Origin of the sequence: Bradyrhizobium sp. AUGA SZCCT0222, assembly GCF_018130205.1 — a bacterium.
In the GTDB taxonomy this organism is placed as follows: Bacteria; Pseudomonadota; Alphaproteobacteria; order Rhizobiales; family Xanthobacteraceae; genus Bradyrhizobium.
Genome location: NZ_JAFCLX010000003.1, coordinates 41,064 through 59,030 on the forward strand (window position 1 = coordinate 41,064; position 17,967 = coordinate 59,030).

At 62.4% G+C, this 17,967-nt stretch carries 17 protein-coding genes; 12 read left to right on the top strand and 5 right to left on the bottom strand.

The window, feature by feature from the left end; genetic code table 11:
* The first annotated feature begins 79 nt into the window (after window positions 1-79).
* Genes bufB through JQ629_RS03035 form a run of 3 tightly spaced genes read left to right on the top strand, consistent with a single transcriptional unit; the run spans window position 80 to window position 2,756 of the window.
* Window positions 80-982: an MNIO family bufferin maturase gene (bufB, locus tag JQ629_RS03025; RefSeq protein WP_212411084.1), complete on the top strand. Its 903-nt coding sequence runs from the start codon at window positions 80-82 to the stop codon at window positions 980-982.
* Window positions 979-1,770, top strand: coding sequence for an HvfC/BufC N-terminal domain-containing protein (locus tag JQ629_RS03030; RefSeq protein WP_212411085.1), 792 nt, complete (start codon window positions 979-981; stop codon window positions 1,768-1,770). Before bufB ends, JQ629_RS03030 begins: the two co-directional genes overlap by 4 nt.
* The gene (locus JQ629_RS03035) at window positions 1,767-2,756 is read left to right on the top strand and encodes a gluzincin family metallopeptidase (RefSeq protein ID WP_249134788.1); all 990 of its coding nucleotides are present in this window, start codon (window positions 1,767-1,769) and stop codon (window positions 2,754-2,756) included. The genes JQ629_RS03030 and JQ629_RS03035 overlap by 4 nt, the downstream gene beginning before the upstream one ends.
* A gap of 185 nt (window positions 2,757-2,941) precedes the next feature.
* On the opposite strand, the gene JQ629_RS03040 is transcribed toward JQ629_RS03035, so the two are convergent.
* From JQ629_RS03040 to JQ629_RS03055, 4 genes are all read right to left on the bottom strand, one after another.
* On the bottom strand, window positions 2,942-3,628 hold the full coding sequence (locus JQ629_RS03040) for a hypothetical protein (RefSeq protein ID WP_212411086.1): 687 nt from the start codon (window positions 3,626-3,628) through the stop codon (window positions 2,942-2,944).
* A 115-nt stretch (window positions 3,629-3,743) separates the two neighbouring features.
* Window positions 3,744-4,136: a hypothetical protein gene (locus tag JQ629_RS03045; RefSeq protein ID WP_212411087.1), complete on the bottom strand. Its 393-nt coding sequence runs from the start codon at window positions 4,134-4,136 to the stop codon at window positions 3,744-3,746.
* Window positions 4,137-4,304: 168 nt separating this feature from the next.
* Window positions 4,305-5,705, bottom strand: coding sequence for a Spy/CpxP family protein refolding chaperone (locus tag JQ629_RS03050; protein WP_212411088.1), 1,401 nt, complete (start codon window positions 5,703-5,705; stop codon window positions 4,305-4,307).
* A gap of 132 nt (window positions 5,706-5,837) precedes the next feature.
* On the bottom strand, window positions 5,838-7,250 hold the full coding sequence (locus tag JQ629_RS03055) for an FAD-binding oxidoreductase (protein ID WP_249134807.1): 1,413 nt from the start codon (window positions 7,248-7,250) through the stop codon (window positions 5,838-5,840).
* Window positions 7,251-7,338: 88 nt separating this feature from the next.
* Between JQ629_RS03055 and JQ629_RS03060 the strand changes: the two genes are divergently transcribed.
* On the top strand, window positions 7,339-7,863 hold the full coding sequence (locus JQ629_RS03060) for a thioesterase family protein (protein WP_502752263.1): 525 nt from the start codon (window positions 7,339-7,341) through the stop codon (window positions 7,861-7,863).
* Window positions 7,864-7,885: 22 nt separating this feature from the next.
* On the opposite strand, the gene JQ629_RS03065 is transcribed toward JQ629_RS03060, so the two are convergent.
* Window positions 7,886-8,059, bottom strand: a complete 174-nt coding sequence (locus JQ629_RS03065) for a DUF1328 domain-containing protein (RefSeq protein ID WP_212266403.1) — start codon at window positions 8,057-8,059, stop codon at window positions 7,886-7,888.
* Window positions 8,060-8,339: 280 nt separating this feature from the next.
* Between JQ629_RS03065 and JQ629_RS03070 the strand changes: the two genes are divergently transcribed.
* The 8 genes from JQ629_RS03070 (at window position 8,340) to JQ629_RS03105 (ending at window position 17,860) form a co-directional block, all read left to right on the top strand.
* Window positions 8,340-11,021, top strand: a complete 2,682-nt coding sequence (locus JQ629_RS03070; RefSeq protein WP_212411090.1) for an ATP-dependent helicase — start codon at window positions 8,340-8,342, stop codon at window positions 11,019-11,021.
* Window positions 11,022-11,270: 249 nt separating this feature from the next.
* The gene (locus JQ629_RS03075; RefSeq protein WP_212411409.1) at window positions 11,271-11,900 is read left to right on the top strand and encodes a L,D-transpeptidase; all 630 of its coding nucleotides are present in this window, start codon (window positions 11,271-11,273) and stop codon (window positions 11,898-11,900) included.
* Complete coding sequence (locus tag JQ629_RS36950; protein WP_212411411.1) at window positions 11,901-12,050, top strand: type II toxin-antitoxin system HicA family toxin; 150 nt, start codon at window positions 11,901-11,903, stop codon at window positions 12,048-12,050. It abuts the gene before it with no gap.
* Between the two features lie 380 nt (window positions 12,051-12,430).
* The gene (locus JQ629_RS03085; RefSeq protein WP_212411092.1) at window positions 12,431-14,020 is read left to right on the top strand and encodes an ABC transporter substrate-binding protein; all 1,590 of its coding nucleotides are present in this window, start codon (window positions 12,431-12,433) and stop codon (window positions 14,018-14,020) included.
* Window positions 14,021-14,108: 88 nt separating this feature from the next.
* On the top strand, window positions 14,109-15,044 hold the full coding sequence (locus JQ629_RS03090; protein ID WP_212411094.1) for an ABC transporter permease: 936 nt from the start codon (window positions 14,109-14,111) through the stop codon (window positions 15,042-15,044).
* Window positions 15,041-15,862 (top strand): ABC transporter permease, encoded by an 822-nt coding sequence (locus JQ629_RS03095; protein WP_212411095.1) that lies wholly within the window; start codon window positions 15,041-15,043, stop codon window positions 15,860-15,862. The genes JQ629_RS03090 and JQ629_RS03095 overlap by 4 nt, the downstream gene beginning before the upstream one ends.
* Window positions 15,859-16,839 (top strand): ABC transporter ATP-binding protein, encoded by a 981-nt coding sequence (locus tag JQ629_RS03100; RefSeq protein WP_212411097.1) that lies wholly within the window; start codon window positions 15,859-15,861, stop codon window positions 16,837-16,839. The genes JQ629_RS03095 and JQ629_RS03100 overlap by 4 nt, the downstream gene beginning before the upstream one ends.
* Complete coding sequence (locus tag JQ629_RS03105; RefSeq protein WP_212411099.1) at window positions 16,832-17,860, top strand: ABC transporter ATP-binding protein; 1,029 nt, start codon at window positions 16,832-16,834, stop codon at window positions 17,858-17,860. Before JQ629_RS03100 ends, JQ629_RS03105 begins: the two co-directional genes overlap by 8 nt.
* Window positions 17,861-17,967 lie beyond the last annotated feature (107 nt).

Consider the following 17,967-nt stretch of genomic DNA (forward strand, 5'->3'; position numbering starts at 1 on the left):
GGTGTATGCCGGGTCCCCTTTCCATGGTAATTTGAGGCAATAGCCATCGCCTGATCGCGATGCGCGAAGCGGAGACGACATGAACGTCGCAAGCAGATTGCCCAACTCCCCGGCGGCGCTTGAGCGTCCGTTGCAGTCGGATAAGCCACCTTTCCTTGGCTTCGGGCTCGGCCTGCGCGCGCAACACTACGACGAGATCCTCGGCGGAAACCCGCCGATCGACTGGTTTGAAGTCATCAGCGAAAACTACATGCTGCCCGGCGGCCAGCCGCTGCGCGTACTTGACCGGATTTGCGAACGCTATCCCGTCGTGATGCATGGCGTGTCGCTCTCGATCGCATCGACCGCGCCGCCGAATTTCGAATATCTGCAGGGCCTGAAAGATCTCGCCAGGCGTGTCGAACCAAAATGGATTTCCGACCATTTGTGCTGGACCGGCGTCCACGGCAAGAACCTGCACGATCTCTTGCCGATCCCCTATACCAACGAGGCGCTCGACCACGTGGTCAGCCGCGTGCAGCTGGTGCAGGATTTCCTCGGCCGCGCCATCGTGCTCGAAAACGTCTCGACCTATGTCCAGTTCAACAATTCCGAAATGACGGAATGGGAATTCCTTGCGGAATTGTCGCGCCGCTCCGGGTGCTGGCTGCTGTTCGACATCAACAACGTCTATGTCAGCGCCTTCAACCACGGCTATGACCCCATGACCTTCCTTAACGGGATTCCTGCGGACCGCGTCGTGCAATTCCACATGGCCGGCCACAGCCACATGGGCACCCACATCATCGACACCCACGATCATCCCGTCTGCGAAGACGTCTGGGATCTCTATGTCGCGGCCATCAAGCGCTTCGGCCGGGTCTCGACCATGATCGAGCGCGACGACAACATCCCGCCGCTCGACGAGCTTGTTCTGGAAATAAACCGCACTCGCGAGATCGCGAAGAAGGTCTTGCCGCCCTTGGGCAAGCAGGCGGGATGAGCGACTTCGCGCGGCAGCAGGCTGATTTCCAGCGCGGCATCCTGACCGGCGACGACACGGTGCTCGCCGAAATCCTCGACAGCCCCCGCGAGAAACGCGAGACGCTGTACGGCGTCTATCGCTATGCCTATGGCTCGCGGCTGGTGGAGGCGCTTGGTAACGACCATGAGCTGCTGCATTCGTATCTCGGCGATGAGACGTTCGACGAGATGGGTCATGCCTATGTCAAGGCGCGCCCCTCAGAACATCCGAACCTGCGCTGGTTCTCGCAAGGCCTGCCGGAGTTTTTGAGATCGGTAGAACCCTATTGCAACCATCCTGTTCTCGCTGATCTCGCAGCGCTGGAGAAAGCGCTCAACGACGCCTTCGACGCCGCGGAAGGTGAGCTGCTTGACCTCACCGCCATGGCCGCGTTTGCGCCGGAGCAATGGAACGACCTCACATTCCGGCCGCATCCGAGCGCGGCCAGGCTCGATTTGTCGACCAACGCGTCCGCGGTCTGGATGGCGCTCAAGAACAACGAGACGCCACCGGACGCGGCCACGCTGGAAGAACCGGCGCGCATCCTGATCTGGCGCCAGGACACCACGCCGATGTTCCGCGAACTCCCCGCTGAAGAGGCGATGATGTGGGACGAGGCCGCGAACGGCATTCCGTTCGGCGTGCTCTGCGAGATGTTAGCTACCTATGACGATCCCGATGGCGCGGCAGCGCGCGGCGCGGGCTATCTGCACGGCTGGATTACATCGGGCACCCTGACGGCTGTTTCCACCTCAGTGTCGCGATGAAAACCCTCGGCGGCATCAGCTGGATCGTGTTGACCGCCGTCCTCACAGCCATGCCGGCATGCCTGATTTCGTCCCGCGCCGATGCGCAATCGGAATATATGCGCGGCGACAGGATGCCGTATGACGCGTTCGACCGGATGCCCAAGACCGATATCGAAATCGAAGGCAGCACCATCCATGTCGGATTTGCGCCCGGCGAGTTGGCGCTGCCGAGAGAAAAGGTCCTCGACTGGGTCCGGATGTCGGCAAAGGCCGTCGCCATCTATTATGGCCGGTTTCCCGTCGAACAGCTGCGGCTGCTGCTGGTGCCGGTCGACGGCGCCCGCATTCGCGGCGGCACGACCTGGGGCTATCGCGGCGCCGCGATCCGCATTCCGCTCGGCCGCGATTCCACCGAGGAGGTTTTGCGGCGCGACTGGGTGATGGTGCACGAGATGGTGCACACCGCCCTGCCCGATCTGAACCATCGCCACACGTGGCTGTCGGAAGGTCTTGCCGTCTATATCGAGCCGGTGGCGCGGGTGCAGGCCGGTGACCTCACGGCAGTGGAGGTCTGGCAGGCGATGATGCGCGACATGCCGAAGGGCTTGCCGCAGGCCGGCGATCAGGGCCTCGACAACACCGACACCTGGGGCCGGAGATATTGGGGCGGCGCGCTGTTCTGCCTGCTCGCGGACATCGAAATCCGCAAGCGAACGAATAATCGCCTCGGCCTGCAGGACGCCATGCGCGGCGTCCTCGCCTCGGGCGGCAATCATGAAAAGGATTGGCCGCTCGATCGCATTCTCTCCACCGCCGACAAGGCCGTCGGCGTCGACGTTCTGGCTACGCTTCATGGCGAGATGGGTTCAAAGCCCGTGACGCCCGATCTCGCGGGCCTGTGGCGCGACCTCGGCCTGAAGCCGCAGGGCGAAAGCCTCGAATTTGACGACGCCGCGCCGCTGGCGGCGATCCGCAAAGCGATTACGGCAGTGCCGGCGAAATAGGGCGTGCGCTCATAAATACCCGGAAGCTCCGGAATTCGAGATGACAGCGCTACACCCGGGAGCGGACCTCGGGGTTAACCTCCAGCATGCTGCCAAGGGCCAGAAGCGTGCGCTATCAAAAACGGGGCAGTCCAAACGATGGCATGCATAAGCGCACAAGGCCGCTTTGGTCCTGTCAGATTTCGTCACTTCTTTGACCTAGAGACACCTGCGTTTTGATAACTCGGAAAAGACCAATCAATAAAACGATTTGGATTTACGTGAACGTCCTTTGGAAACCGTACTGGGGGACATTTTTCGAGCTGTCGTAACAACTCAGATGCGGCCTGCGAATATGCGTCAGATTTATCAGGGTTCACTAAACCTGGTCGGCTCGCCATCGTGCCGTCGGGTTTGTAGCTGAGCTTCACCCAAATTGTCGGCCCCGTCCGCGGCCGCTTCCAGCACTTCTCGAAAGTCGCTCTAATGGCGTCGGTCATGCTCAGATGCATTTCCTCGTGTTCGAATTTGAAGACTTGAGTAAAGCCTTCTCGCACGCGTCTGAAAGGGTCAACGATGTACGGCTGGCATCCTCGCAGCTTCTTAAGCGCAATTTGGACGTCAGCTCGGAAATCATCAGTGTCGATTGGAGACAATACTTCCGGCTCCCCGACGATCATGCCGTCAGAACCAATCGTAACGTGCAATGCGAGCTTATTTCGGACTTTACCCGGCTGCTTGAGGAAGCACTTTTTGGTGTAGGCTGTATACTCCGTCAGCTGCCATTCGGTGTATGCTAGGCTGTCCGCAGGGTTTCTAGTCTGAGCGAAGGCGGAGGTCGCTGAAACGGCGAGAAATGCCAGGAGAAGATACTTCATAATGCCGTCGAGCATGTGTGACTTCCGAATGCAAGGCTTTAGAGGCAATGCCTTTTTCAATACAAAGAAACGATGAGCATCAATATAGCACTGGATAAAGCGAGGTCTGCGTGACGCCCCCGCGGCTGGCCTACGCCGTGCCCAGCGAAGGATGCTGCTTCAGCACGTCGTCGCTGATCGATTTGGACTGGATGGCGCGAAACAGCGTTCGCGCGGTCGTGGTGTGATTGGCCTGGAGGCAGAGTTCGAGGATATGGCGCACTGCGGTGTCACGCAACAGACCATCGGAAATCTTTATGGCAATTTGCATAGCGACTTTCGCAGCGCGCTCATAACGTTCGACTTCGAACTTGATTTTCGCGTGCGAACGGTCGGCAGCACCGCTGATCTTTTCCGCACTACTGGCCGCAGAACGGCAGATTTCCCGTATCTTGTGCGCAGCCTGGATATCGCCGATCGGCCCCTCGATGGGCTCGTCCCAGATCTCCTTGGGTGCGGGTGCGTCCTTTTTGAACCATTGCATGGAATCAGCAGCCAGCGTGTTTGCGAGACAAACAATGCGATCGTACGATCAGCGGCCGCATTCTCATCCGGGAAAATCAATCGGTGGTGACATTCCGGCAACAGAGGTTTGCAAATCCGGTTCGTTGCTCGTGGCGTGCAGCCGGCCTCCATGATCTCGGGCGACCATCTACGATGGTCGCCTTGGTCCGATCGCCTCGAACTGCGCCTTCTGTTCATCGTCCAGCGTGGCGTAAAAATCCTCCAAAGCAGCGCGCACCTGCTTGACGGCTTGCAGCATGGTATCGAGCCGCTTGGCGATGGCGGCGAAGCGCGCTGGCGGCGTCATCACATCGCCCGGCTGACAGGCCGCCTTCAATATCTCGGCGGCCTCGGCGCTGGTATCCTGAAGCACTTGCAGGGTGGAGCGCTGGGTCTCGTTCGGACGCAACCTGGTTTCGATCTCGCTGGCTGGCCATGCCATGGCGGCAGACCGCGCCACGCCACAGCCCTGTTCGGTCCCTTGCGCAGGCACCTGGACAGATTGGCTCCTCGCATTGTTGGCCACGGATATCCTGCGCTGGTCCTGCGCGAGCGCGTTGAAGCGGGCCTTCTGCTCGTCGTCCAGCATTCCATAGAACTTCTCCAGCGGTGGCCGCACCGTGGCGACCGCCGAAATCATTGCCTCGATCCGCTGCTGCATGGCGCTGAGCCGGCCCGGCGCCGTCAATACGATTTGCGACGGGCATGCCGCACGAATGTTCTGCGCAGCCGCGATCGATGCATTGCCGAGTTCGTCGAGCGCGACAAATTGCGTTTCGGTCGGCAGAACGGTGAGCTGGATTTGATCGATGGGCAGGCCGGCGACGGCGCGCCTGTCATCACCGCACATTTGCGCCAGCGGGGCGGGCCCGCGATGTCTGCGGCCGGACGGCCGCTGTGCCAGATAGCCGGTCAAGGCATCGTAGCCGTAGGGCGCGAATATTCCGGCGTAAATATCGGTGTAGCCGTAGTCCCAGAAGCCGATGCGGTCTCCCCAGATCGTGTAATCGTAGATGTCGTGATAGGCGAACGGCCAGAACAGCGGACCAACCCACCCATAGCCGCCATTGCCGTGTTGCCACCACCCGCCTCCGCCGCGGCCCTGATGCCAGCCCGCAACGGCGAGACCGGCGGCGATCTGTGCCCGCGCCATGGGATTGCTGAGCAGACGCCCGCCACGCAACCCGCTAGCGCGCGACAGCGAATTCATCGCATGGCGGAAGTTTCCGGATCGTACCGAGGCGTTGCGGATCTGGCTGAGATTTGGGCCTCCGCGCCGGGCGAAGTCGCGATGGCCGCGAAAACCGCCGCGCGAATGCGAACGGGATATCGCGAACTTGCCGCCGCCGTGGTGACCGCGAAAATGACGGTGATGCCCGCCGAAATGCCCGTGCCCGCCACCGTGGGCTCGGCCATGGTGACCCCCGCCATGCCCGTGGCCATGACCACCGCCGTGGCCCCCACCGTGACCTCCACCTTTGCCGATCGCCATGCCCGAAAGCAGGGTCGCCACAACAAAGACCACCATTCCGATTGCCGGTTTGGACATGGCACGCTCCCTTGCGACAATCGCTGACGTTTTGCGGCAACAGACAGACGCCGGCAGTGAGCAAAAGTTCCACTTGCGAAGCGGCAAGTGGGGGAGCCTTCGGGGAATTCGCGGGAGAGTTTGCGCCCGGCCCTAAACCGCCGGCACGATCTTCCCGGGATTGAAGATGTTCTGCGGATCGAGCGCCTTCTTCAGCGCGCGCATGGCGTCGATCGCCTCATCACCGAGTTCGGCTTTCAGGTATTTCTGCTTGCCCTGGCCGATGCCGTGCTCGCCGGTGCAGGTGCCGCCCATCGCCTGCGCGCGTTCGACCAGGCGGTGCATGAAATCCTCGCCGCGGGCCATCTCGTCGGCGTTGTCGACGTCGCAGACCAGCGAGCAGTGGAAATTGCCGTCGCCTACGTGACCGACGATCGGCGACAGCAGATTGAGCCGCTTCAGATCCTCCTCGGTCTCGGTGACGCAATCGGCCAGCCGCGAGATCGGCACGCAGACGTCGGTAGCCACCACGCCGGCGCCGGGACGCAGCGCCTTCACCGACCAGTAGGCGTCGTGCCGCGCCTGCCAGAGTTTGGTGCGGTCCTCCGGTTTGGTGGTCCAGGTGAAATCACCGCCGCCGCATTCGCCGGCGATTTCCTTGAAGTTCTTCGACTGCTCCGCGACCTCATTGGCGCTGCCGTGGAATTCCAGCAGCAGCAACGGCGTCTCCGGCAGCGTCAGTTTCGAATAGGAATTGCAGGCGCGCACCTGCTCGGCGTTGAGCAGCTCGATGCGCGCAACGGGAATGCCGGTTTGAATGGCAAGGATCGTCGCCTGGCAGGCGCCACGCACGGTCTCGAACGAACAGGCCGCGGCCGCGATCGTCTCCGGAATGCCGCGCAGTTTTATCGTGAGTTCGGAGATGATGCCGAGCGTGCCCTCGGCGCCGACGAACAGATGCGTCAGATCGTAACCGGCGGAGGATTTCTTGGCCCGCGTGCCCGTGGTAATGATTTCGCCGTCGCCGCGCACGACTTTCAGCGCCAGCACGTTGTCGCGCATGGTGCCGTAGCGCACCGCGTTGGTGCCGGAGGCGCGGGTCGAGGCCATGCCGCCGAGCGAGGCGTCGGCGCCCGGATCGATCGGGAAGAACACGCCCTGGTCGCGCAGATGCTCGTTCAGCGCCTTGCGGGTCACGCCGGGCTGGATCACGCAATCGAGGTCGTCGGCATGGACTGCCAGCACCTTGTTCATGTCGTGCAGATCGATGCAGATGCCGCCGGCCGGCGCGTTGACCTGCCCCTCCAGCGAGGTGCCGGTGCCGAACGCGATCACGGGAACGGTGTGCTTGGCGCAGATCCGCACCACGTCCTGGATATCGGCGGTTTCCTGCGCCATCACCACCGCGTCGGGCGGCTGGGTCGGCAGCCAGGTGGTGGTATGGGCATGCTGCTCGCGCACCGCCTGCGAGGTGATCAGCCGGTTGCCGAACCGCGCCGCCAGCGCCTCAAGCGCGCTTGCCAGCGCCTGCGGCTCCGGCCGCTTCTCATTGCCCGATATCGTCATCGCCACGCAAAATTCCTCCCGGCTTTGAGCGGACCGTGGCAAAGGATATATGAGGGGTCAAGAGAGATCGGCCAAACAGGGATGGATGATGACTTCAGCTTCAGCCGCCAAGAATAACCTATCCGATATGCCCCTGCCTTCAGCACCGTTTCTGTCCTCGGTGATGCAGATCGAGCCGCAATGGATCGATTACAACGGCCATCTCAACATGGCCTACTACAACGTGATGATGGACCGCGCGATCGACGAAATGTGGCTGCATCTCGGGATCGGCCCTGCGTACATGAAGGAGCGCCACGGCTCGACCTTCACCGCCGAATGCCATGTGCGCTATCTGCGCGAGATTCACCTCGGCGATCCCGTGCAGGTCACGGTCTATCTGCTCGCCGCAGACGAAAAGCGCATTCATACGTTTGAAGAGCTGCGCCACGCCACCGAGGGCTGGATCTCCGCGACTTCGGAGAACATGACCATTCATATCGACATGAACGCGCGCAAGGCCGCGCCGTTTCCACCTGATATCCGCGCCCGCATCCAGGCAGTGGTGGGTAGCCACGCGGCCGTCCCACGTCCCGAGGGCACCGGCCGAAAGGTGGCGATGCCCTCGAAATAGCGCTCGAAACTAACGGTTGCGGCTAGACCCGCGTCCGTCCGCGCACCAGACCGACCACCGCCGAGACCAGGAACAGGATGATGGCGATGAAGAAGATCGCCTTGGCGATTTCGATGGAGGCGCCGGCAATGCCGCCGAAGCCCAAAATACCTGCGATCAATGCGACGACCAGAAACGTAACGACCCAGCTCAGCATGACACGACCTCTGTTTGGTTGCGATCGGCGCGGTTAAGAGGATCGCGCCAGCTCATGCCAAAATAATCCATCCCGGCAGCGATGGTTCCTGGGTGCGAAACCGTGAATATTTGCCGAAATGGCGGAACAAAATCGCGGGCGCCTGCGAAAAACGGTCCCGGGATAACGCCGGATTAAACCTGTCAAAATGGCCGGACAGGCCCTATATGGCGCTTAATCCCTGCTAAGAAGGCTCCCCTTCACCGCCTCACGGTGCCATCGTGGGGACAAGACGATTCGCATGACAGAGCCGAGCAAGCTGCCCCATCACGGCGTTCCCGAGCACCAGCCCGCAGCTGGCGGCATCGCCGCGCGTGCGCGCGCCACGGCGGCCCCGCAATATCTCAGCGGGCTCAATCCGGAGCAGCGCGACGCGGTCGTGACGCTGGACGGCCCGGTGCTGGTATTGGCCGGGGCCGGCACCGGCAAGACGCGCGTGCTGACCACCCGCATCGCCCATATATTGAGCCAGGGCCGGGCGCGGCCGCACGAAATCCTCTCCGTGACCTTCACCAACAAGGCCGCGCGCGAGATGAAGCTGCGGCTCGGCCAGATGCTCGGCCAGGCCGTCGAGGGCATGCCATGGCTCGGCACCTTCCACTCCATCGGCGGGCGCATCCTGCGCTACCACGCCGAGCTGGTGCAGCTGAAATCCAACTTCACCGTGCTCGACGTCGACGACCAGGTCCGCCTGCTCAAGCAATTGCTGCAGGCCGAGAACATCGACGACAAGCGATGGCCGGCGCGGATGCTGGCCGGGCTGATCGACGGCTGGAAGAACCGTGGCCTGACGCCGTCGCAGGTGCCGGCGGGCGAAGCGGCTGTATTCGGCAACGGCAAGGGCGGCAAGCTCTACGCCAGCTATCAGGAGCGGCTGAAGATCCTCAACGCCGCCGATTTCGGCGATCTGCTGCTGGAGAACATCCGCCTGTTCCGCGAGCACCCTGACGTGCTCCGGCAATACCAGGGCCGGTTCAAGTTCATCCTGGTCGACGAATATCAGGACACCAACGTCGCGCAGTACCTGTGGCTGCGGCTGCTGTCGCAGGCGCCGTCGCCTTCGAAGGCGCAGTCGCTCTCGGCCGTCATTCCGGGGCCGCTTGATCCAGCCGTCATCCCCTCGCCCGTCATTCCGGGGCAGGCCGAAGGCCTGAACCCGGAATCCAGAGATGAAGAGGACTCACCTCGAGATTCCGGGTCTGCGCTTTCAGCGCATCCCGGAATGACAGAAGCGCAATCGAATGCGCCGCCGAAAAACATCTGCTGCGTCGGCGACGACGACCAGTCGATCTATGGCTGGCGCGGCGCGGAGGTCGACAACATCCTGCGCTTCGATCACGATTTTCCCGGCGCGAAAGTCATTCGTCTCGAACGCAATTACCGCTCCACCGGTCATATCCTCGCCGCCGCCTCGCATCTGATCGCGCATAATGAAGGCCGGCTCGGCAAAACACTGCGCACCGAGGATGTCGACGGCGAGAAGGTCACCGTGACCGGCTCCTGGGATTCCGAAGAGGAAGCCCGCGCCATCGGCGAGGAGATCGAGGAACTGCAGCGCGCCGGCGACAATCTCAACGAGGTCGCGATCCTGGTGCGGGCCTCGTTCCAGATGCGCGAATTCGAAGATCGTTTCGTCACGCTCGGCCTGCCCTATCGCGTGATCGGCGGTCCAAGGTTTTATGAGCGCGCCGAAATCCGCGACGCGCTGGCGTATTTGCGCGTGATCAATTCGCCGGCCGACGATCTTGCCTTCGAGCGCATCGTCAACGTACCCAAGCGCGGGCTCGGCGATGCGACCGTGCAGATGCTGCACGACCACGCCCGCAAGCGCCGCATCCCCTTGTTCGAGGCCGCCCGCGCCGTGGTCGAGACCGACGAGCTGAAGCCGAAGGCGCGCGGGTCCTTGCGCGACCTCATCCTGCATTTCGACCGCTGGCGCGCCCAGCGCGAGGTGACCGCGCATACGGAGCTCGCCGAAATCGTGCTCGACGAGAGCGGCTATACGGAGATGTGGCAGAAGGACCGCTCCGCGGATGCCGCCGGACGGCTCGATAACCTCAAAGAGCTGGTGCGCTCGATGGAGGAGTTCGAGAACCTGCAGGGTTTTCTCGAACACATCTCGCTGGTGATGGACCGCGACGGCGGCGCCGAGGAAGAAGCCGTGTCGCTGATGACGCTGCACTCGGCCAAGGGTCTGGAGTTCGACAACGTGTTCCTGCCCGGCTGGGAGGAAGGCCTGTTTCCGAGCCAGCGCACGCTCGACGAACAGGGCCGCGCCGGCCTCGAAGAAGAACGTCGTCTCGCCCATGTCGGGCTGACCCGCGCCCGCCGCCGCGCCAAATTGTACTTCGCCACCAACCGCCGCATTCACGGCACCTGGACGACCACGATCCCGTCGCGCTTCCTCGACGAATTGCCGGCTGACAATGTCGAGATCACGGAATCCAAGGGCGGCTCGGGCTGGGGCGGCAGCGGCGGCTACGGCGCCTCGCGCTTCGACAATGTGGAATCCTTCGGCTCCAGCTACACCACGCCGGGCTGGCAACGCGCGCAGGCCAATCGGGCGCGCAACAATCAGGGCGGCCGTCACGGCCAGACCCGGGACGGTTTTGAGGAAAGCCAGTCGCCATTTTCAGGTTCGCGCGGCGAAACCTCTGGTTCGCGCAGCGATACCTCTGGTTCGCGCAGCGATACCTCCTTCGGCGGCGGCTTCTCCCGCACCAAGCGCGGACCGATGGTGATCGAGGGCGAACTGGTCGCCAAATCCACCGGCACCGTCTCGGAATTCTCGCTGGACGACCGCGTGTTTCACCAGAAATTCGGGTACGGCAACGTCGTGAAGATCGACGGCAACAAGCTCACCATCGCCTTCGAGAAGGCCGGCGAGAAGAAGGTGGTCGATAGTTTTGTCGAGCGGGTGTGAACCACGGGCTTTCTGTTCGTCCAGGCCTTGACCATCTCATCGGACATTGCCGATCTTCGAGCGGAGCATTCGAAAGTTCGACGAGAGTCTGAGGCTCGGCTTCACGATCCGCGACTGCACGCAGGTCGACGATTCGAGCGCGGAACTCGATGGTTGCCCCCCTTTATGCGGGGGTTGCTTTCCAACGACGCCATTATTTTAGCACTATTTGAGCTGCAAATAGATCGGTCTAGCGCTTTGGGGGTCGCGGTGCCGAGATCCGGACTGGCGTTGATCCTAGTGGGGTTGCTTGGGTTTTTACTCGGCAGCTGCATGCAAGCGACGCTCGCTCCGTCGTCGAATGCCAGCTTGACCCCGAGGGACCGGCAGTTGCTGGCCGACGCGCCTTATGCGCAGGCGAGTATTCCGGAGACTTATCGCCGGCATATTGTCGACTACATCCGAAAAGAGCAGCCGGGTACGATCCTGGTCGATACCAACGCACGCTTTCTGTATTACGTTTTGCCGGGAGGCAAGGCTATCCGCTACGGCGTGACGGTGGGAGAGGAAGCGCTGGCCTGGTCCGGCGTCGCTACGGTTGGCCGTATGGCTGAATGGCCGGACTGGATTCCGACGGCGGAGATCCAAGCCAGGCTCGGCCCTTATCCCAAGCGCGTTGCCGGAGGCCCGGCCAATCCGCTGGGCGCGCGGGCCATCTACCTTTACGAAGGCAACAAGGACACGCTGTACCGCATCCACGGCACCAACCAGCCGGAATATATCGGCCATGCCATCTCGTCCGGCTGCATCCGCATGACCAATGAGGACGTCATTGATCTCGTGAATCGGGTGAAGCCAGGCGCGATCGTCGTCGTCCTCCCACCGGGCCGGAGTGCATAAATTCCGCATCACAGGTTTCGTCATCCGGTATCGAACAAGATCACCATCGTCACTCATCCGAAGCGAGATGTGCCGGTTGGCACAGTCCGCGCGATCTACCGGCAGCTCGGCTGGGACAAGTATTGGGAGTTCGCGATGAGCGGCGGTTAGTCTTGAGATTTCTGGCTTGGTGATGGCGCCGGCCCGGGTGGACCGCCATCAGGAATCGGCATCAAGGCTTAGGACGGTTATTTCGTCTTTCGGAACCCCGGCTTTACGGGCCCAGCACGGAACCGAAAATCCATTCAATCGCAATCGCTTACACGCCCGCACAAGTTGCGCGCCAAGGGAGCGGGAGCGGTCAAATCGATTCCGGCGAACGCGAAGACATCCCGGACCAGATGGCGCACCGCGTGCTGTCTTCCTGCGGTCGCCCCTTCTCGCCTTGAGGCTGCAAGATCGTCAGCAACACGAAACGAGGACCTTGCGCTCGATATGCCGCGAGTGATCAACTCTCGGACCGGAATGCTCCTGCACGGTTGGAGAAAAACATGATGTTCAAGAAGATTGCGATCGTGGCTGGTTTCGGACTGGCGCTCTCCGTCACGGCGGAGGCCCAGACACCGCGCAAGGGAGGCGTCATTCGGATGACGGCGCCCTATGGCTCAAGTTTCACCAGCATGGACATTCATACGACCCAGCGCGCCCAGGACGAGATCGTCGCCAAGGGCCTGCACCGGTCGCTCTACATCTGGAACTCCGCTGACGGCAAGCCGGTTCTGGAGCTTGCCAGGGAGGTCACCGTGTCGGGCGGTGGACTTGTTCATACCTTCAAGCTGCGCGACGACGCCTATTTCCACCATGGTCGCAAGATGACGGCCGACGACATCATCTGGTCCTACAATCGCATCATGGACGGCACCAAGGCGTTTCCCGGCGCGCGTTTTGTCCGCGTGATCGAGGGCGCATCCGAGGTCGAGAAGGGCAAAGCCAAGGAAATCTCCGGCCTGAAGAAAATCGACGACTTCACGCTCGAAATGAAGCTGACCGAGAAAGTCGATCCAGGCTTCTACTTCTTCAACGCGATAACGTCGATCTATCCCGCCGACGAGGGCGCGAAGGACAGCTTCATCCAGAAGCCGATCGGCCTTGGGCCATTCAAATTCGTCGAGCACGTGCCGGGATCGCGCGCCGTTCTGGAACGGTGGGACAGGTTTTACAAGCCCGGCAAGCCCTACGCGGACAAAATGATCGTGTCGCTCATGAGCGAAGCCGCGGCACGCGACGTCGCCTTCCGCAACAAGGAAATCGACACCTCGGTGCTCGGACCCGCGCAGTATGTCGCCTATCAGGCCGACCCCGCCCTCAAGGGCACCATCGTCGAAGTCGCGGAGGTCTTCACGCGCTACATGGGGATGAATCCCGCATTCAAACCGTTCTCCGACAAGCGGGTTCGGCAGGCTATCAACCATGCGATCGATGCCGATCTGATCATCAGCAAGCTGGTCAAGAACAAGGCCTATCGCGCCACCAGTTGGCTGCCTCTGACCTCACCCGCTTACGACAAGACCATCAAGCCCTACGCCTTCGATCCCGCAAAGGCGAAGCAGTTGCTCGCGGACGCGGGCTATCCCACCGGCTTTGAATTCGAATGGACGGCAAGTCAGAATGAAAGCTGGGGCATGCCGATCGTCGAGGCGATTATCCCGATGCTGGACAGAGTGGGCATCAAGGTGAAGGTCAAGCAGGTCGAGACCGCGGTGCTGGCGGAGGTCGCCCGCAAGGGCGAATTCCAGGCCTTCATCTATTCCCAGGCGACCGGCCCGGATCCCCAGGCCGCCCTCAAATGCTTCCACTCGTCGACGCCGCAATCGGCCTGCAACTACACGAGCTTCAAGAACGCGGAATTCGACAAGCTGATCGATGAGGCCGGGCAGACCGACGACGCCGCAAAGCGCGTCCAGCTGCTGCAAAAGGCCAATGCCCTGCTCTATGACGAAGCGCCGGTGTGGTTTTTCAACTACAACAAGGCGGTCATGGCGGTGCAGCCGTGGCTCAAGGGGATTCAGTTGAACGCGACCGAACTGACGCATCAAAACGTCGAAGACCTCTGGGTCGACGAGACCTCGCCCGCCAAGTGACCTACAAGTGACACGCGCTCTCGCCCTCCCTCCATCGCAAAAACGCAAAAAGCGCAAAAAACGATAGAGGGAGGGAGGAACAGGTCTAATGCTTTCGTTCGCGATCCGTCGAATTCTGCAAACCGTTCCGACCGTACTGGCTGTCGTGCTGGTGATCTTTGTGCTGTTCAGCGTCGTACCGGGCAGCATCATATCGAGCATGAACGATGACGGCCGCGGCCCGACGGACCCGCAGGTCGTGGAGCGTATGAAAAAGCAGCTCGGCCTCGACGATCCCGTCTACATCCGCTTCGGCTCCTACATTGCCAAGCTCGCGACCGGCGATTTCGGGACGTCGTTCCGGACCCGCGAGCCGGTCACGACCATGCTCGCCAAACGGATGTGGCCGACGCTGCAATTGATATTCGCGTCCATGACGTTTGCGATTGTGATCGGCGTACCGCTGGGTTTCATCGCAGCGCTGCGGCCGGGCAGCTTCGTCGATACGCTCTCGATGGTCCTGGCGGTGTCGGGGCTTTCAATGGCCAAATTCTGGCTCGGGCTGCTGCTGATGTACCTGTTTGCGTTGAAACTCGGCTGGCTGCCGAGTTTCGGCTATGGCGATGGCGGGCTCAAATATCTGATCCTGCCGGCCGTGACCCTCGGTGTCTCGCCCATGGCGCTGCTGGCGCGGACGACGCGCGCCGCGGTTCTCGAGATCATGACCGCGGATTTTGTCCGCACCGCGCGCTCGAAAGGCATGAGCGAAACCCGGGTCGTGAAGTGGCATGTGATGCGCAATGCGCTCGTCCTCATCCTCACCACGATCGGCCTGCAATTCGGCGCGTTGATGGGACAGGCGGTCGTCGTCGAGAAGCTGTTCTCCTGGCCTGGCATCGGCTCGCTGCTGGTCGACAGTGTCCTGCAGCGCGACCTTCCTGCCGTCCAGGGCTCCATCCTCGTGGTGGTGTTGTTCTTCCTGACCATCAATGTGTTGATCGACCTGCTCTATGGCGTGATCGATCCGAGGATCCGATACGCATGAGGTTAGGCGCCAATCTCGTCATCGGCGGGGCGTTGTTCGCGCTTGCGATCTTCGTCGGCCTGCTCGCGCCCTGGCTGGCGCATACCGATCCCGTCATGGATGCCAACCTGCTGAATGCCGAGGAGCCGCCGAGCTGGATATGGTGGTTCGGCACCGACGCGCAGGGCCGCGACATCTATTCCCGCGTCGTGCATGGCGCGCGCATCTCGCTGACGGTCGGCATCGTCTCGCAACTCGTCAACAGCGTCATCGGCGTGACACTGGGCCTGACCGCGGGCTATTGGGGCGGCTGGTGGGACGATTTCGTCAACGGGCTGACCAATCTCATGCTCGCGATCCCGTCGCTGATCTTCGCGCTTGCCATCATGGCGGTCCTTGGACCCGGCCTGACCAGCCTGCTGATCGCGCTCGGGTTGACCAACTGGTCCTTCACCTGCCGGATCGCACGGGCGTCGACGCTGTCGCTCAAGAGCCAGGGTTATGTGCAGGCTGCACGGGTGCTTGGCTACGGCGATATGCGCATCATGATCACGCAGCTGCTGCCTAACATGGTTGGCCCGATCATCGTCATCGGCACGCTGGGCATGGGCGGCGCGATACTGGCCGAAGCCGCGCTTTCATTCCTTGGCCTCGGCGTCCGCCCGCCCTATCCAAGCTGGGGCAGCATGCTCTCGGAGGCCCGCGACCAGATCACGACGGCGCCGTGGCTCTCGATCTTCCCCGGCCTCGCCATCTTCTTGACGGTACTGGGGCTCAATCTGCTCGGCGATGGCCTGCGTGACATTCTCGATCCACAGTCGCGGAGCCGGCGCACATGACGGGGCCTCCGCTGCTCGAAGTCGAGGATCTGCGCATCGATCTCAACTATCGATCCAGCCATGTCGCGGCGGTCGAGGGCGTTTCATTCCGCATCGACCGTGGCGAGACCTTTGGACTCGTCGGCGAATCCGGCTGCGGCAAGAGCATTACGGCGCTCGCTTTGATCGGCCTGTTGCGCCAGCCGCTTTCGATCGGCGCCGGCGCCATACGATTTGACGGCCGGGAAATCCAGAGACTTTCGGCGGCCGAGCAACGCGCGCTGCGCGGCAATCGTATCGCCATGATCTTCCAGGAGCCGATGACGGCGCTCAATCCGGTCTCGCCCGTAGGCCGGCAGATCGCCGAGATGTTCGTGCTGCACCAGGGCAAGGACTGGCGGGAAGCCAACCAGCTGGCGGTCGAGGCGCTGGCCAGCGTCCGCGTCCCCGCACCCGAACAGCGGGTGAAGGATTACCCGCACCAGCTTTCAGGCGGCATGCGCCAGCGCGTGATGATCGCCATCGCCCTCGCATGCGGGCCGGATCTTCTGATCGCCGACGAGCCGACAACCGCGCTCGACGTCACCGTGCAGGCCGAGATCATCGAGCTGATGCGCAATCTATGCGCCGAGAGAGGCACCGCCATTTTGATGATCAGCCACGATCTCGGCCTGGTCGCCAATGTCTGCCGCCGCGTCGCCGTCATGTATGCCGGCCGCATCGTCGAGGAGCGCGGCTCGGACGACATCTTCCGCGCCAGCGCGCATCCCTATACGCAAGGCCTGGTCGACTCGCTGCCGCGGCTGGGGAGCCGCGCGGCGCTTGGCCGGACGCGGCTGACGGAGATCGCGGGCGTCGTGCCGGCGATCACGGATTTCCCGGACGGCTGCCGGTTCAATCCGCGCTGCGCGCGGGCGACCGACATTTGCCGGACCACCGAGCCGGAGACGACCTGGCTCGGTGCAGGCGGGTTAGTCAGGTGCCATCACCATGCATGAACCTGCGGCGAGGCCCGGCGACGATGTCATCCTCAGCGTGGAGGATCTCGCGGTTCATTTTCCCGTCGGCGGCGGCTTGCTGGGCGGCGGCCGGCGGCTGCTCCGTGCGGTCGACGGCGTCGATCTCCAACTGAAGCGCGGTGAATGCCTCGGTCTGGTCGGCGAATCCGGATGCGGCAAGTCGACGGTGGCGCTTTCGATACTGGGCCTGCAGGCGCCGACGCGGGGCCGCATCGTGCTGGACGGCCAGGTCGTGACGGGGCGGCAATCCGGCGATCGAAAGGCATTGGCCCGCATCGTGCAAATCGTGTTTCAGGATCCCTACGCCTCGCTCAATCCACGCCAGACCGTTCGCCGCACGCTGGAAGATCCGCTGCGCCTGCACGGCGTAACCGCCAAAAGCGAAATCGACGCACGCGTTGCGGCGATGCTCAGGCATGTCGGCCTGCGGCCCGAGCAAGCCGGCCGCTACCCGCATGAATTCTCGGGCGGCCAGCGTCAGCGCATCGGCATCGCCCGCGCGCTGATACTCAATCCCAGGATTGTCATCTGTGACGAACCCGTATCGGCGCTGGATGTCTCGATCCGCGCCCAGATCATCAATCTGCTGCTGGAATTGAAGGAAACGCTCGGCCTCTCCTACATCATGATCAGCCACGACCTCGGCGTGGTCGAGCACATGAGCGACCGGGTCGCCGTCATGTATCTCGGACGCATTGTGGAGAGCGGCCACTGGCGCGAGATCTTCGAACGGCCGGCGCACCCATATACGCAGACCCTCATTGCCGCCATTCCCGATCCGCTGCGCCGCGCGCCGCTCGCTACGACACCGGGCGAGCTTCCCAATCCGCTCAATCCGCCGGACGGCTGTGCGTTCAGTCCGCGCTGTCGTTATGCCGAAGCCGTGTGTCGTCGCGAGCCCCGGCCATCGCTTGAAACGCGTCCCGACGGACACGCGGTCCGCTGCTGGCGAGCCGACGAGATTGCCGGTCAGACGGCGCTCGCCTCGACCGAAAGCTGAGATCCCCGGTAGCGTTGCCCCGCACGGCCCAACTGCCACTTATCCCGTTCAGGTCAGCCATACGGAGTACCCCCAGGTGGCGGCGCCTCCCGGTTGAAAGGTCGCGT

What these genes read in the sequence shown, in the direction of transcription:
- bufB (WP_212411084.1), top strand. Translation starts at nt 80, where the DNA reads ATGAACGTCGCAAGCAGATTGCCCAACTCCCCGGCGGCGCTTGAGCGT.
- JQ629_RS03030 (WP_212411085.1), top strand. Translation starts at nt 979, where the DNA reads ATGAGCGACTTCGCGCGGCAGCAGGCTGATTTCCAGCGCGGCATCCTG.
- JQ629_RS03035 (WP_249134788.1), top strand. Translation starts at nt 1,767, where the DNA reads ATGAAAACCCTCGGCGGCATCAGCTGGATCGTGTTGACCGCCGTCCTC.
- JQ629_RS03040 (WP_212411086.1), bottom strand. Translation starts at nt 3,628, where the DNA reads ATGCTCGACGGCATTATGAAGTATCTTCTCCTGGCATTTCTCGCCGTT.
- JQ629_RS03045 (WP_212411087.1), bottom strand. Translation starts at nt 4,136, where the DNA reads ATGCAATGGTTCAAAAAGGACGCACCCGCACCCAAGGAGATCTGGGAC.
- JQ629_RS03050 (WP_212411088.1), bottom strand. Translation starts at nt 5,705, where the DNA reads ATGTCCAAACCGGCAATCGGAATGGTGGTCTTTGTTGTGGCGACCCTG.
- JQ629_RS03055 (WP_249134807.1), bottom strand. Translation starts at nt 7,250, where the DNA reads ATGACGATATCGGGCAATGAGAAGCGGCCGGAGCCGCAGGCGCTGGCA.
- JQ629_RS03060 (WP_502752263.1), top strand. Translation starts at nt 7,339, where the DNA reads ATGACTTCAGCTTCAGCCGCCAAGAATAACCTATCCGATATGCCCCTG.
- JQ629_RS03065 (WP_212266403.1), bottom strand. Translation starts at nt 8,059, where the DNA reads ATGCTGAGCTGGGTCGTTACGTTTCTGGTCGTCGCATTGATCGCAGGT.
- JQ629_RS03070 (WP_212411090.1), top strand. Translation starts at nt 8,340, where the DNA reads ATGACAGAGCCGAGCAAGCTGCCCCATCACGGCGTTCCCGAGCACCAG.
- JQ629_RS03085 (WP_212411092.1), top strand. Translation starts at nt 12,431, where the DNA reads ATGATGTTCAAGAAGATTGCGATCGTGGCTGGTTTCGGACTGGCGCTC.
- JQ629_RS03090 (WP_212411094.1), top strand. Translation starts at nt 14,109, where the DNA reads ATGCTTTCGTTCGCGATCCGTCGAATTCTGCAAACCGTTCCGACCGTA.
- JQ629_RS03095 (WP_212411095.1), top strand. Translation starts at nt 15,041, where the DNA reads ATGAGGTTAGGCGCCAATCTCGTCATCGGCGGGGCGTTGTTCGCGCTT.
- JQ629_RS03100 (WP_212411097.1), top strand. Translation starts at nt 15,859, where the DNA reads ATGACGGGGCCTCCGCTGCTCGAAGTCGAGGATCTGCGCATCGATCTC.
- JQ629_RS03105 (WP_212411099.1), top strand. Translation starts at nt 16,832, where the DNA reads ATGCATGAACCTGCGGCGAGGCCCGGCGACGATGTCATCCTCAGCGTG.